Annotated in this window: 13 protein-coding genes; 9 read left to right on the forward strand and 4 right to left on the reverse strand. The window is 53.4% G+C overall.

Annotated features, from left to right (window positions below; genetic code table 11):
* Positions 1-621 precede the first annotated feature (621 nt).
* The 5 genes from H7U06_RS12585 to H7U06_RS12605 all read left to right on the forward strand — a co-directional run bounded on the left by H7U06_RS12585 (position 622) and on the right by H7U06_RS12605 (position 4,739).
* Entirely contained in the window at positions 622-936 is a 315-nt protein-coding gene (locus tag H7U06_RS12585; RefSeq protein WP_230089458.1) for a hypothetical protein, read from the forward strand.
* 51 nt (positions 937-987) lie between these two features.
* Positions 988-1,350 (forward strand): hypothetical protein, encoded by a 363-nt coding sequence (locus tag H7U06_RS12590; protein WP_175626491.1) that lies wholly within the window; start codon positions 988-990, stop codon positions 1,348-1,350.
* 441 nt (positions 1,351-1,791) lie between these two features.
* Entirely contained in the window at positions 1,792-3,126 is a 1,335-nt protein-coding gene (locus tag H7U06_RS12595; protein WP_175626492.1) for a cyclopropane-fatty-acyl-phospholipid synthase family protein, read from the forward strand.
* A 166-nt stretch (positions 3,127-3,292) separates the two neighbouring features.
* Positions 3,293-3,913 (forward strand): OmpW family protein, encoded by a 621-nt coding sequence (locus H7U06_RS12600; protein ID WP_175626493.1) that lies wholly within the window; start codon positions 3,293-3,295, stop codon positions 3,911-3,913.
* 253 nt (positions 3,914-4,166) lie between these two features.
* Positions 4,167-4,739, forward strand: a complete 573-nt coding sequence (locus H7U06_RS12605; protein ID WP_175626494.1) for a DnaJ domain-containing protein — start codon at positions 4,167-4,169, stop codon at positions 4,737-4,739.
* 378 nt (positions 4,740-5,117) lie between these two features.
* On the opposite strand, the gene H7U06_RS12610 is transcribed toward H7U06_RS12605, so the two are convergent.
* The 4 genes from H7U06_RS12610 to H7U06_RS12625 form a co-directional block, all read right to left on the reverse strand.
* Positions 5,118-5,729: an FMN-dependent NADH-azoreductase gene (locus H7U06_RS12610; protein WP_175626495.1), complete on the reverse strand. Its 612-nt coding sequence runs from the start codon at positions 5,727-5,729 to the stop codon at positions 5,118-5,120.
* A gap of 42 nt (positions 5,730-5,771) precedes the next feature.
* Positions 5,772-6,206, reverse strand: a complete 435-nt coding sequence (locus H7U06_RS12615; protein ID WP_175626496.1) for a GNAT family N-acetyltransferase — start codon at positions 6,204-6,206, stop codon at positions 5,772-5,774.
* Between the two features lie 13 nt (positions 6,207-6,219).
* A complete protein-coding gene (locus tag H7U06_RS12620; protein WP_175626497.1) occupies positions 6,220-6,975 on the reverse strand; it encodes an SDR family oxidoreductase in 756 nt (251 codons plus the stop codon).
* Between the two features lie 66 nt (positions 6,976-7,041).
* On the reverse strand, positions 7,042-7,479 hold the full coding sequence (locus tag H7U06_RS12625; RefSeq protein WP_175626498.1) for a carboxymuconolactone decarboxylase family protein: 438 nt from the start codon (positions 7,477-7,479) through the stop codon (positions 7,042-7,044).
* A gap of 112 nt (positions 7,480-7,591) precedes the next feature.
* On the opposite strand from H7U06_RS12625, the gene H7U06_RS12630 reads away from it, so the two are divergent.
* From H7U06_RS12630 to H7U06_RS12645, 4 genes are all read left to right on the forward strand, one after another.
* Entirely contained in the window at positions 7,592-9,025 is a 1,434-nt protein-coding gene (locus H7U06_RS12630) for a PLP-dependent aminotransferase family protein (protein ID WP_175626499.1), read from the forward strand.
* 122 nt (positions 9,026-9,147) lie between these two features.
* Positions 9,148-9,678 carry a sigma-70 family RNA polymerase sigma factor gene (locus H7U06_RS12635; protein ID WP_175626500.1) on the forward strand — a complete coding sequence of 177 codons (531 nt, stop codon included), beginning with the start codon at positions 9,148-9,150 and terminating at the stop codon, positions 9,676-9,678.
* A gap of 8 nt (positions 9,679-9,686) precedes the next feature.
* On the forward strand, positions 9,687-10,685 hold the full coding sequence (locus tag H7U06_RS12640) for a FecR domain-containing protein (protein ID WP_175626501.1): 999 nt from the start codon (positions 9,687-9,689) through the stop codon (positions 10,683-10,685).
* Positions 10,686-10,791: 106 nt separating this feature from the next.
* Positions 10,792-13,233 carry a TonB-dependent receptor gene (locus H7U06_RS12645; protein ID WP_175626502.1) on the forward strand — a complete coding sequence of 814 codons (2,442 nt, stop codon included), beginning with the start codon at positions 10,792-10,794 and terminating at the stop codon, positions 13,231-13,233.
* Positions 13,234-13,245: the final 12 nt, after the last annotated feature.

Genomic DNA, 13,245 nt, shown 5'->3' on the forward strand with positions numbered 1-13,245 from the left:
TTCTGTTTTGCGTTGTCAGCGAGCTTGTCTATAAAAATATTCTCTAAATATCGATCAGTTTCTTTACATAAATCGGCTACCGGCGGGCTTGCTGCCGTGGTGAATATTTGGGCTGTTTCCGCACTTTTTACGGTACGCATGCAGGAAAGCGACCAAGTGTAGCCATTAGGAAATATTGCTGTTATCCCATAGATATGGGAGAAAAGGGCGGCCTGACACCTTAATTAACAAATGCGAGTGATTTGCTTTTCCACATGAATGTTGCCTATAGGGAAAACTGGTAAAAGGATCTGGCGTCCGCCTATGGCCAGATATTTATTTAATTTTAAATTTAACAATTACGTTGGGAAAATCTCGGATAGTCTTGATTAATTGGTATCTAAATTGACATTTCGACTAGCAGGCAGCGGGTGGGCAAAGGCGCGCCGAACCGCATCTGCTTTGCTTTTGGGTGTTAACAAACGGATCCGGACAGGGCCTGAGCACGCGGCATGTACAGACCTGCTTAGGATGACTTTTCTTGAACGCCGGGCAGGTTTGCCTGCATCTGCATCTTGCTGTCAGGCTATGGGACGCGTACCATGAAGCCATAAAACAATGACATTTTTTATGGAGACATCAATGTCAGTTCACTTGATTGAAGCAGTCCGTTTTAATGAGGCAGGCGACAGGGTAGAAATGGTGAAAATGGGCCGTGGCCACCGTAAAGGTGACGGCTCACCGGGTTGGGAGGCAGTAACAGCGGAGCATGACGTCAGCCTCGTAGTTGACGCGCTGCACTTTGGTGACGAAGTGGCGACCGCCTTCCGCGTAGGAAATGAAATGGTGCTGGGCCCGCGCGTCCACATCGTGATCCATGAACATGGCATAGAAGACATCGATACGATAGACCACGATGTCCCGGGCCGCACATTGGCAGATTTGCCGCGATTTTAAGCTGCCGCCAGGTGGTGGTCGTGACTTATATATTTGAGATTGGAAGCAGTAATGGGTGGTGATTTAACGACGGATGAGTTCGACGCGCTGGGGCAGATAGTTGCCGGTATCAAGCACGGAGAACGGCCATCCGCTTGTGTAGCAAGAAATACCAAGCGCCTGCTCGGTCTCAAATATATCGAATACGCAAAAAATGGTCAGTTGGCCTTGACTGAAAAGGGCAAGCAAACCTTATTCATCAAGAGCTGTATCAATGGCTTGCGCGCCATTGCGACTGATCCCGCAACAGTATTGAAGTCCGATGTGCAAACCTTTCTGGGCAAGAAAGGGCATATCGCAGAGAAAGATGGTGGTTACGAAATTACGGAAAAAGGCCGGGAATGCCTGGCCGATATAGATGCCCGCAGTAAATAATCTATTTTTTCCTGCCTGCTAATCGCTACTGTATCGCCTGCATATTGCAGCGCGATGCACGCTTGTAAACATAATCGTATAATCGCCTCTGATTGCTGCCTTGCCATCTCCATGGCATGGCGGTGATATTTCCAATTTAATCTGTACGTATCAAGACACTGCCCCGGCATGTTGCTACGTCATACAGTGTCGCATTAGGTCGAAGTAATCGTTTTTCTTTTTAAATAAGGGGGAGCGTTACATGAAATCTGTTTGCTTACCTGGATTAAGTCCTCCGTCGCGTTCTGTGGATGGGAGGGCAAATATTGTCTGCGCAGTACCGGCAGCCATTCTTCACAGGCGCTATGAACATAGCGCCGCGTTTCTTGTCTACAGCATACTTATTGCCGCCGCACGAGCGTGTGCGGTCCCATCAGAAATTTTTCAGATAGGGCTTAAGCGATGAACGATCGAAACAACCATCTTGTTACACCAGCTGCATTAGTGGCTGACTCTTTCAGTAATGCGCAAATAGAAGCGGCACTGCGCATCCTGAAGCATCTGTTACACAACTTCCCCGGTGCGACTGCATTCCGTGTGTTGGGCGAAAAGCTCGACCAGATAGAAATTGCGACACCCAAGTTCACGCTGCTGTTGCGTGATCCGACTGTGCTGCGCAAACTGGTATTCGGGCGTAGTCCCTTGCCGTTGGCGGATGCTTACATCAACGGCTTGATCGATATCGATGGCGATCTCTATGCCGCTTTGGGTCTCAAGCAGTATTTCGCTTCGTTTGACTTCTCGCTTGCAACGCGCTGGGCACTCCTGCGCGATGCCTGGCGTTTGCCATCGAAGCCAAGGAATCTGCCGACTACGCCGTTTGGTTCTGGTGAATTCGCGCACAAGCATTCCCGCAGCAGCGACCAGGCTGCGATCTCCTTCCACTACGACGTGTCCAACTCCTTCTACAAGCTATGGCTGGACAAGCAGATGGTGTATTCATGTGCTTACTTCCACTCGCTGGAAGATACGCTGGAACAAGCGCAGGAAAACAAGCTCGATCACATCTGTCGCAAGCTGCGACTTAAACCGGGCGAGCGTTTCCTCGACGTCGGTTGCGGCTGGGGGGCGATGGTGTGCTGGGCTGCCAGTCACTATGGCGTCAAGGCGCATGGCATCACCCTCAGCGAGAAGCAGTACGAATACGCGCAAGCGCGCATACAAGCGGAAGGACTGGGACATCTGGTGACGGTAGAGCTGCGCGACTATCGTGACCTCGAAGGTGAATCCGTCTACGACAAAATTTCCAGTATCGGCATGTTTGAACATGTGGGCCTGGCCAATCTGCCGGTCTACAATGCCACCATCAAACGCGTGCTGCGTCCGGGTGGGCTCTTCCTCAATCACGGTATTACGCATGATGAAGAGGGCTGGCAACGCACGATAGATACCGAATTCATCAACCGTTATGTGTTCCCGGATGGTGAACTGGATACCGTCAGCAACATCCAGCGCCGGATGGAGCAGACTGGTTTTGAAATCCACGATGTTGAAGCCTTGCGTCCGCACTACGCGCTGACGCTGCGACAATGGGTCAGCCGACTGGAAGATCACCGCGAAGAAGCATTGCAATACGTTGGTGAGTCAGCCTACCGCGTCTGGCGTCTGTACATGGCGGCATGTGCACTGGAGTTTGAGTATGGCGGTACCGGTATCTATCAGATACTTGCTTCCAAACCAGGTGGCGCTGAAGCAGCAGTGCCGCTGACACGCAACGACATCTACGCTGCTTCCTGATCTGAACTGTCCAGGCCGCACCCTTGCTACTAATGTAAGGGTGCGGCTTTTTTATTGCTGCGTATGTGTTGGCAACAGCAATTCGCACAATACTTGATCGATATCAAATACCCGAAATGGCGGAGGCGTAACGTAGAACCGTTCCCATCCAACCAAGAAGGTAATCATGAAAAAATCGGTATTGGCCATCGCCCTGTGTTCGTTGGCAGCCCTCAGTTCGCAAGCATTTGCCCAGCAATCGCAAGAAGGTTCGTGGCTGGTCCGTGTGCGCGCCGTCAATCTCGATCCGGCCAACAAGTCTGATCCGATAGGCGGCGTGGGCGCATCGGACCGCCTCACTATCAATTCCAAAGTCATACCGGAACTCGATATCAGCTATTTCTTCACGCCGAACTGGGCGACTGAGCTGGTGTTGACCTATCCGCAAAAACAAAAGGTATCTCTGGACGGTGCGCAGATCGGTACCTTCAAACACCTGCCACCTACCTTGACGCTGCAGTACCACTTCACACCTGAGAAGACCATTAGCCCGTATGTCGGTGCTGGTATTAACTACACGCGCATCTCCAGCGTTAATCTGCTGAATGGTGCAGCGACGCTGGAAAAAAGCAGTGTCGGCCTGGCCTTGCAAGCAGGTGTTGATTTCAAAATCGATAGAAACTGGTCGATTAACCTGGACGTGAAAAAAGTGCAGATCCGTAGTGATGTGAATACTGCGGCCGGTCAGTTGAGTGCGGTCAAGGTTGATCCGTGGCTGATAGGTGTCGGTGTGGGTTATCGCTTCTAAGCTTTAGAGCCAGCCGCTTAGTGCAAGCGGCAAGCCGGATAATAAAAATGGCTTACGCATGTGGCGTAGGCCATTTTGCATATTCCAGCTCACTTCCTTATAGCCTCAATTTTTCCACCGCAGAGCGGGAGGAATTTCCTCGCATAAATCATTTGTCGGCTTTCGATATGGCTGGAACGCCATATATATGGGATGGTATTATGGCAACAAATCTCTTATAAGTGACGGAATAAAAATCACGAGAGATCGGGCTATGAAAACGCTTTACGAGGTGTTGGGAGTGAGCAGGCAGGCGACGCAGCCTGAAATCGAGCAAGCGTATAAAGTCACTCTGGCTGCGCTGGCGATAGAGCCCGCTACCCTGACCGTCGAAGAGCGCGACATCCGCGAGAAAGTCATACGCGAGGCCTACGTCATCTTGTCTTCATCGCATCGCCGCTCTGCCTACGATGAGAAATTAAGAAACAAGTCGCGACCGACCGAGCCAGTCATATCAAGTCCCCCATTGCCGTGGAAAAAGATAGTTGCGACGCTGGTGCTGGTCGTCGGCTGTCTGTATGTCTACCAGGTGCAGGCAGATAAAGCTGAAGTTGAGTTGGCAGCACTGGAAGCGAAGAGGGCTGAGGCAGAAGCGGATCGTGCTGAGCAACTTGCGCTGGCTGAACAGGCACGACTGGAACGTCAGAAGCTGCAGGAAAAACGGGCGATACAGGTGAAACAGGATCAGGAGATCGCGCAGGTCAGACGTGATGAACGCATAAGGCAGGAGCGCATCCAGAAGATGGATGCGCAAGCCGCGCAAGAGAAAGCTTCTGCAACGCGTTGACTGGTCAGTACCACTGCACGCGTATCAGGACGGCAAGCAGTATGACCGCTAAGCCGAATAATGCGACGAATTCGCGATTATGTGGTGTGGCTTTGGATGGCGGATAGCGTCCCAGGGTCAGGACTCTGAGAAATAGCCAACCCGGCCAGTAAAAGATCCCAGTCAAAATAAGGTCGACTATCAACCGGCCAACAGCGCGTACTGCTACCTCTGCAATTGCATCGAGTGCCATAGGTGCCTTCCACATTAGTTGAACAATGCAGGACATCTTTTTCTTCTGTATGTTTGCGGGTGATAATTTCAGGCAGAGTCGGATGCCAGATTCTTATGTCGGGCTGTCCTGATCTCCGCCGATTCTACTGCAAATAATGAGCGTTCTTAAGCGGTGGCAAGTGCCTGCGATAATTTCTCTGACAGTGGCTGGCGTACTTCACTGACCGCCTGTGCCACTGCCTCAGGACCAAAGACTAAACCTTGCAATGGATAGAAGTGGGTATCGTTGATACCTATCGAAGCTAGTGCATAGCGCAGGTAAGGCGTGAGGAAGTCAGCCTGCTTCGCCCGTTCTCCGGCAAAGAAACCACCCGAACTGACCAATACCAATGTAGGCCGGTCTTTCATCAGCCCGACCTTACCTTGCGGTGTCGCGGCGAAGCTGCGATGGATGCGGATTACATGGTCCAGCCATAGTTTCAATGCGGCCGGGATCGTGAAGTTGTGCATAGGAGTGACGATGAAGAGCACATCGTGTTGCTCCAGCTCGGCGATGAGTTGCTCTGACCATTGCAATTCGCTGGCGTCATGCGCAACGTTAGACGTAATCGCGAGTGCATAGTCGCGTGCAATGGCGGGGAGCGGTGTTTGCACCAGGTCGCGTTCAGTGATGTGGGCATCACTGATGCCGGATGCTGCCAGTGTTTCTTTCGCCAGGCGATAACCGTGGCTGGCATCGCTGTGCGGGCCGCAGTTTAATAACAAAATACGTGTCATGGGATTCCTGTAAAACGATTTTGAGTAGAGTTGAAAGCGATCTTACAGTGCTTCCACGAAATGCATGCCGCGCGCCAGCAGCCCTTGCCGGAAGTAAAAGCGTTGTGCCAATGCCATATGCAAGCCGGTATCCAGCACAAAGTGTTTGCAGCCTAGTAATGCAGCTTGCTGACGTGCTGATTGCAGCAAGAGCTCACCTATGCCGGAACGGTGCAATGTGCTGGTAACGACCAGATCGTCGACATAGACGAAGCGGCTGTAGATCGTACTTTCCAGTGAGCGATAGCCTGCCAGTCCGACGATGCTGCCCTTGCGCCATGCTGCCAGCAAGCGATAGCCTTGTTCATATTGGCGCTTGATCTGTGCCATATAGCTTGCGCTATCTGTCAGGTGCGGCCGCAGTTCCTGCATGACCGGGAACGACGCCGCCAGATCAGCGTTGTTTTCTATATGCCTGATATCCACTTCGGATTGCATGTCTTGCTCCAGATTATTTTGCTGACTGCGACTTGCTGAGCCAGGCCGAGAATCCTGTTGTCGCAATGCGTGCTGCGCCTGTCGGTGTCAGCGATTGATCATTGATTTGTGCGCCGTAGTAGGCCGCTTTCGGATCGGCAACCACGACACGTTGGTCGCCCAGTGCATCCAGATAGCGTTTCATCAATTCGGCAAGGCCGACTTTTTCCGGGCCTGCTGCGTCGAAGCCGCCGTTGATAGGCTCTTCCAGTGCCGTGTCAGTAACGACTGCTGCAATGTCGTCGGACGAGATAGGTTGCACATGTGCGGGCGACAGGCGGATTTCGTTACCGACGGTACCGAATTGTGCGATACCACTCAGGAATTCAAAGAACTGGGTAGAGCGCACGATGGTGTAAGGCACTTTGGATTGCTTGATGAGGTTTTCCTGTGCCATCTTGGCGCGGAAGTAACCGCTTTCCAGCATGCGATCGGTACCAACCACGGACAAGGCGATGTGGTGTTTGACGCCAGCTTTTTCTTCCGCTGCCAGCAAGTTGCGACCAGCAGTTTCAAAGAAGTCGAGCACGGCCTGGTCTTCAAACGAAGGCGAGTTGCTCAAATCGATCACGACTTGCGCACCTTTGACTGCATCATCCAGACCTTCACCGGTCAGGATATTGATGCCATTGCTCGGTGAGCCGACCAGTACGTCATAACCAAGCTGGCGCAGATTGTTGACGACTTTGGAGCCGATGAGGCCGCTACCGCCGATAACCAGGATTTTCATATCAATCTTTCTGTGTCTGCCCGCCGCGAGTGCGGGACTGGGTGTGTTTGCAGGGTTTATTCCGGATTAGCTAGGCATCTTGCGGAATGCGACGGAGAAGCGATTCCAGCTGTTAATGGATGTAATCAACAAGGTCAGTTCTACCAGTTCTGCATCGGTGAAGTGCGGGCGTACCGCTTCCCATACGGCATCCGGCACGTGGTTTTGTGCGACCAGTGTCAGCGATTCTGTCCATTCGAGTGCGGCACGTTCTTTGTCGCTGAAGAACGGTGCTTCGCGCCAGGCTGCGACGGTCGCCAGGCGGCGTTCTGTTTCGCCGGCCTTGCGTGCATCGGTCACGTGCATGTCCAGGCAGAAGGCACAGCCATTGATTTGGGAGGCGCGCAGGCGCACCAGTTCTTTGAGGAGGATGTCCAGCGTGCCTTTGGCAATCTGGTTTTCTACACCCATCATGACGCGGATGGCATCTTTATCGGCAGTGAGGAAGTCGAGACGAGTTTGCATGTGTAACTCCTGGTTCAGGTTGATTTAATTAAAAATGGCGTTTCCTTGATGTGTAGTATGCGAATATCATGGCCGTGTTAGAAGGGCCAAGAAATGCAAAAAGGACTAGTCCATGAAAAATCCCAAGCCTGAGCTCGACCTGAGCATAGATCGTACGCTGGAACTGCCCATGTATATGCAGATTTGCCAGCGTTTCAAGACGGCAATCGAGCAAGGGCACTTGCATGCAGGCGATCGCGTACCGGCAGTGCGGGCGCTGGCCACCGAGCTGAATCTGGCGCGCGGCACAGTGGAGATGGCCTATCGCATCCTGACCGACGAAGGTTACCTGCAAGTGAGGGGCGCTGCCGGAACAGTGGTGTCTCCATCCTTGCCGCAACCTGCAGTGGTCAAGCCACCGACAGCTATTCCCGGGCAAACCATCTCCGCCTTTCTCGATCACGATGGTAAAGCTCCCAAGCCATTGCAGCTGGGTCTGCCTGCGCTGGACGCTTTTCCGCGCAAGGTCTGGAATCGTCTGGTCGGTCATCGATTGCGTGGCAGCGAACCGGCACGGCTCGGTTATCCCGATCCCGCTGGTTACGATCGTTTACGCGAGCGCATAGCCACATATCTGGGCGTGTCGCGCGGCGTGACTTGCTTGCCCGAACAGGTCTTTATCACGACTGGTTTGCGCAATACGCTGGAGCTGACGCTGAGTAGTCTTTCCACTCCCGGTGATGAATTCTGGTTTGAAGATCCGGGCTATATCCTGGCGCGTCCCTTTCTGCAGAATGCGGCAGTCAAGGTCGTACCGGTACCGGTTGATGCAAATGGCTTGATCGTCGACGAAGGCAAGCGCCTCAGTCCTTACGCGAAGTTCGCAATGGTGACACCATCGCATCAGAGTCCCCTGGGTGTGACCTTGTCGCTGGAGCGGCGCATGGCTTTGCTGGATTGGGCCAGCAAAGCCGGAAGCTGGATCATCGAAGATGACTACGATAGTGAGTTTCGCTATCAGGGCAGGCCCTTGCCCGCATTGAAAAGCCTGGACCGAAATGATCGCGTTATTTACAGCGGTACCTTTAGCAAGGTGATGTTTCCTGGACTGCGTCTGGCCTATGTGGTTGCACCTGTCAGCGCGGTACCACGTTTCCAGGCGGTCTCTTACAATCTGAACGCGGGTTGCCCGTATTTATTCCAGGCCAGTGTGGCCGACTTTATTGCGGAAGGTCACTTCTCGCGTCACCTGAAAAAGATGCGTACGCTATATGCCGAACGTCGGCTGGTGACGCAGCAGGTATTCCAGCAGGTGCTGGGCGAGCGCATACGCATAGACTTGCGTCCCGGCGGTTTGCATATGCTGGCGCAACTGGGTGAGCATGAAAACGATATCTTGCTCGCAGACCAGGCACGTGCAGCAGGTCTCGCGTTGCATCCTTTGTCACGCTGGTACGTCAACGTGAAGCCGCAGCAGGGTTTGTTACTGGGCTTTGCCAATGTCGTGGATGAGAAGGATGCGCGGCGTATCGCGCTGAAGTTGAAGGGCGCCCTGGATATCAAATAGCTGTCGCGCGTGGTGTCCGCTCGCAAAACAACACTGTCGCGATAGAAATTGCGCAGCGCAAGTCGCTTGAGTTAATATGAGAATAGTTCTCATTAACATCAATCTGCGCTGAATCTCCCTTCATGTCTTCCTTCGAACCAGCTTTGCAGCAGCAAATGCATACGCTATACAGCAACCATCATGGTTGGTTGCATGGCTGGTTGCGCAAGAAGCTGGGCTGCGCACATCAGGCAGAAGATCTGGCGCATGACACTTTTTTACGTCTGATCGTGCGGCCGCGCCAGTTGGATAGCGCATACGATCCGCGTGCCTATCTGACCAAGATTGCACAGGGTCTGGTGGTCGATCTCTGGCGACGTCAGGAAATCGAACGGGCATGGCTGGCCACATTGGCTGCGCATCCTGAGTCCGTTGTGCCATCGGCCGAACATCAGGCCATCATCATAGAAACACTGATCGAAGTCGATCGCCTGCTCGCGCAATTACCGGAAAAACCGCGTCGCGCGTTGCTGCTCGCGCATCTGCACGATATGACTTATGCCGAGATGGCCGATGTGCTTGAGGTATCCGAGCGCATGGTCAAAAAATATATGGCGCAAGCCATGTTGCATTGTTTGCTGCACGGCGCAGCATTCAAAGAAGCGTTGGCTTGAGCATGACCATGAGTGTTGCAGGGGCCGTTCCCATTAATCAGGAATTCGAATTCGCCACGCTGGAGCAGGCGGCCGAATGGTTTGCCGTGCTGCGTTCCGGTGCTGTCAGTGACGAAGAACGACAACAGTGGCATGCATGGCTGGACCTGCGTGAAGAGCATCGCCTGGCCTGGCAAAGGGTGGAGGCGATCAGCAATGGATTGGCGCTGCCCAAAGCGGCACCGGAAGCGGCCAATGCGGCATTGAGTGCGGCGGTGCTGCAACGCCGACGTAGCCTGAAGATGCTGTCCCTGTTCGCGGTGACCGGCCTGGTCGGATGGGGCGTCAGCCGCAACAGCGCGGTACAAACCGTATTGGCCGATTTGAATGCTGATTACCGTAGTGCGGTCGGGGAGATGCGTAACCTGACTTTGGCTGATGGCAGCGAGATCTGGCTCAATACGAATAGTTCGCTGGACCAGGATTATGATGCGCAAATCCGACGCATCAAGCTGCGCAAGGGCGAGGTCTTGATTGCCACCCATCCGGACACCCAATCACCAGCACGGCCTTTCATCGTCTATAGCGCCGAAGGCAGTTTGCGTGCCTTGGGAACGCGCTTCAATGTTCGCCAGCTGGATGGTAAAACCCGACTCAGTGTGCTGGAGGGCAGGGTGGAAGTCGCACCACTGGATGCACCGGGCGCACGCCGGATCATAGAAAGCGGTCAGCAAGTCGATTTCAATCGTAGCGAAGTGCTGGCTGTAGCTACGGCAGATCCGACGCAACAGGCATGGAGCCAGGGTTTGCTGGTGGCTGACAATATGCCGCTGGCTAGCTTCATCGAAGAGCTGGCGCGCTATCGTCCCGGCTATCTGGCTTGCGATCCTGCCGTCGCCGATTTGCGCGTAGTCGGTGGCTTCCCCCTCAATCAGCCGGATCAGGCACTTGCCATGCTGGAAGCGTCTTTACCGGTCAGGGTGCATCAAACCTTGCCGTGGTGGGTCACGGTACGTGCCGGCGAATAAAGTCTGTTTAAATAATTTCAAAAAATCAGTTCCCCTTTTCTGATCTCGTACGGAAAGCAGAGTGAAGGCCTGCTGCCTGTCCTTACTTTTTCCGAAAGATCAGATCATGAAACATGATGTCCTCAGCCGCATTGTCGCAGCCCGCGCAGAATTCAAGTTGACGCCGGTGGCACTGGCAATGCATGCGCTGTTTGCAGGTGCACTCATCCTGAGTGTGTTGCCGACCAGTTCATTCGCGGCCGAGCCGCCTGCAGCCAAAGCCGCCACCTATAACTTCAATGTTCCGGCCGGTCCGCTGAGCAGTGCGATTGCGCGTTTTTCGGCACAGTCGGGCACCTATGTTTCCGTCAATGGTGCGCTGACCGACGGCAAGAATAGCCAGGGCGTGCAGGGTAATTTATCGGTGCCGGAAGCCATCACACGGCTGCTGGCGGGTAGCGGGCTGGAAGCCTTGATGCAAACCAATGGCAGCTATGTACTGCGCATGGCACCGATAGCCGATTCAACGCTGCCGGCAGTGACAGTCACCAGCGATGTCGTCCTGCCCGGCGAATTACCGAAACCTTTCGCTGGTGGACAGGTGGCCAAGGGTAGCCGTGTCGGCATCCTGGGTAATGTGGATATCTTCGATACGCCATTTAGCACGCAAAGCTACACAGAAGAATTCGTGCAGGACCAGCAGTCGCGACGCGTCGCCGACATTATTTCGGTTGATCCTTCGGTACGCAGTGCGATGGCTGAGTATGGCGATAGCGAAACCTATCTTATTCGCGGCTTTCCGGTATTCGTGAACCAGGTTGGTGTGAATGGCTTGTACGGGATGACAGAGAGTCGCCGTATTACGCCAGAGTTTTATGAACGCATTGATGTGCTGAAAGGGCCGGCCGCGATGCTGAACGGCATCAGTCCGTTTGGCGTGGTCGGCGGCAATATCAACCTGACCAGCAAGCGTGCCGACGACAAGCCTTTGACACGTGTTACCGGCAGCTATATTTCAGACAGCCAGTTTGGCTTGCATCTGGATCTGGGGCGTCGCTTCGGTGAAGACAATGCCTGGGGTGTACGCGTGAACTTGCTGAAACGGGATGGCGATACACCGATAGACCGGCAAGACGACCATATGAAAAACGGCGCACTGGCGCTGGATTATCGTGGCAGGCAATTGAAAGCGAGCCTCGATGTGGCCAATCAGGATCGCCTGACGAATGGTTACTCCGCCAACATCACCTATGATTCCGGCTTTGCATTACCCAAGCCACCGCAAGTTGATAAAAACTACGTAGACAATTGGGAATACATTAAAACCAAGGCGAAGTACTGGATGGCGCATGCCGAATACGAATTCAGTCCGGCTATCACTGCCTATGCCAATTACGGCAAGTCGGAGGGGAATGAAGAGTATTACTACGCTGGCTCGCAAGGTCGCAAGTTCATCAATAGTGCCGGTGACTTTACTGCGCGTGCAGGTGGATTCCGCGGATCATACGAAGTTGATACCTATGACGTAGGTTTGCGCGGCAGGTTTATGCTCGGCAGTGTCTCCAATAGTTATGCGCTTTCATACAGCGACTTTAGCCGCAAGGCATATGGCGCGACAGTGAATGCAACTGCGCAATACACCGGCAATGTCTATAACATTCCGAATCGCCAGCCGCCGGTCGTGAACTATGGGGCCATCCCGCAAAATGGTGATTTGCAATTAAGCAGTATTGGCCTGGTCAATACCTTTGGTTTTATGAACGACAATGTATTGCTGACACTGGGCTTGCGTAAGCAAGACCTGTATAGCGGTATTTTTACAGCCGGCATCAAAACCAGGGCATATGACGAAAGCAAAATCACACCTGCAGCAGCCTTGCTGGTCAAGCTTGGTAGCTATTCACTTTATGGCAATTACAGTGAAGGCCTGGCGCAAGGCGCAACCGCACCTGCGACCGTGACCGGCAACCCCAATGCGCTGTTGCCGCCGGCTGTTACCAAGCAGGTGGAGGGCGGTGTCAAATACAACGCTGGAACCTTTGGTGTTACAGCAGCGGTGTTCCAGATATCGCAACCGAATACCTTTACCAACTCGAGTGGTTTCTTTGTCGCGGATGGCGAACAGCGCAACCGGGGTCTTGAGTTGTCTACCTTCGGCCAGCCCTTGCGCGGTGTACGTTTGCTCGGAGGTATTACTTTGATTGATGCAGTACAAACCAAAACGGCAAATGGCATCAATAACGGCAAAGACGCAATCGGTGTACCGAAGGTAAACGTGGTGCTGAATGGAGAATACGATGTGGAAGCGCTGCAGGGTTTCACGCTTACCGGTCGCATTAATGCATTCAGCGGTGCGCAGGCGAATGCCGGTAATACGCAAAGCATCCCCGGCTGGCAGACGCTGGATGTCGGCGCACGATATGTCACGCAAGTGGCAGGCAAGGCCGTTACCTTCCGTGGCAATGTGATCAATTTGACTGATAAGAATTATTGGAATTCAGTATCGCGTGGTTTCATTACACTTGGCGCACCACGTACCTTATTGTTGTCAGCTTCGGTAGATTTCTGATCGCTGCAGGAA

The sequence above is a fragment of the Herminiimonas sp. Marseille-P9896 genome, from assembly GCF_903993245.1.
GTDB classification, from domain to species: domain Bacteria; phylum Pseudomonadota; class Gammaproteobacteria; order Burkholderiales; family Burkholderiaceae_D; genus Oxalicibacterium; species Oxalicibacterium contaminans.

What these genes read in the sequence shown, in the direction of transcription:
- H7U06_RS12630 (WP_175626499.1), top strand. Translation starts at nt 7,592, where the DNA reads ATGAAAAATCCCAAGCCTGAGCTCGACCTGAGCATAGATCGTACGCTG.
- H7U06_RS12635 (WP_175626500.1), top strand. Translation starts at nt 9,148, where the DNA reads ATGTCTTCCTTCGAACCAGCTTTGCAGCAGCAAATGCATACGCTATAC.
- H7U06_RS12640 (WP_175626501.1), top strand. Translation starts at nt 9,687, where the DNA reads ATGAGTGTTGCAGGGGCCGTTCCCATTAATCAGGAATTCGAATTCGCC.
- H7U06_RS12620 (WP_175626497.1), bottom strand. Translation starts at nt 6,975, where the DNA reads ATGAAAATCCTGGTTATCGGCGGTAGCGGCCTCATCGGCTCCAAAGTC.
- H7U06_RS12610 (WP_175626495.1), bottom strand. Translation starts at nt 5,729, where the DNA reads ATGACACGTATTTTGTTATTAAACTGCGGCCCGCACAGCGATGCCAGC.
- H7U06_RS12605 (WP_175626494.1), top strand. Translation starts at nt 4,167, where the DNA reads ATGAAAACGCTTTACGAGGTGTTGGGAGTGAGCAGGCAGGCGACGCAG.
- H7U06_RS12600 (WP_175626493.1), top strand. Translation starts at nt 3,293, where the DNA reads ATGAAAAAATCGGTATTGGCCATCGCCCTGTGTTCGTTGGCAGCCCTC.
- H7U06_RS12645 (WP_175626502.1), top strand. Translation starts at nt 10,792, where the DNA reads ATGAAACATGATGTCCTCAGCCGCATTGTCGCAGCCCGCGCAGAATTC.
- H7U06_RS12595 (WP_175626492.1), top strand. Translation starts at nt 1,792, where the DNA reads ATGAACGATCGAAACAACCATCTTGTTACACCAGCTGCATTAGTGGCT.
- H7U06_RS12590 (WP_175626491.1), top strand. Translation starts at nt 988, where the DNA reads ATGGGTGGTGATTTAACGACGGATGAGTTCGACGCGCTGGGGCAGATA.
- H7U06_RS12585 (WP_230089458.1), top strand. Translation starts at nt 622, where the DNA reads ATGTCAGTTCACTTGATTGAAGCAGTCCGTTTTAATGAGGCAGGCGAC.
- H7U06_RS12615 (WP_175626496.1), bottom strand. Translation starts at nt 6,206, where the DNA reads ATGCAATCCGAAGTGGATATCAGGCATATAGAAAACAACGCTGATCTG.
- H7U06_RS12625 (WP_175626498.1), bottom strand. Translation starts at nt 7,479, where the DNA reads ATGCAAACTCGTCTCGACTTCCTCACTGCCGATAAAGATGCCATCCGC.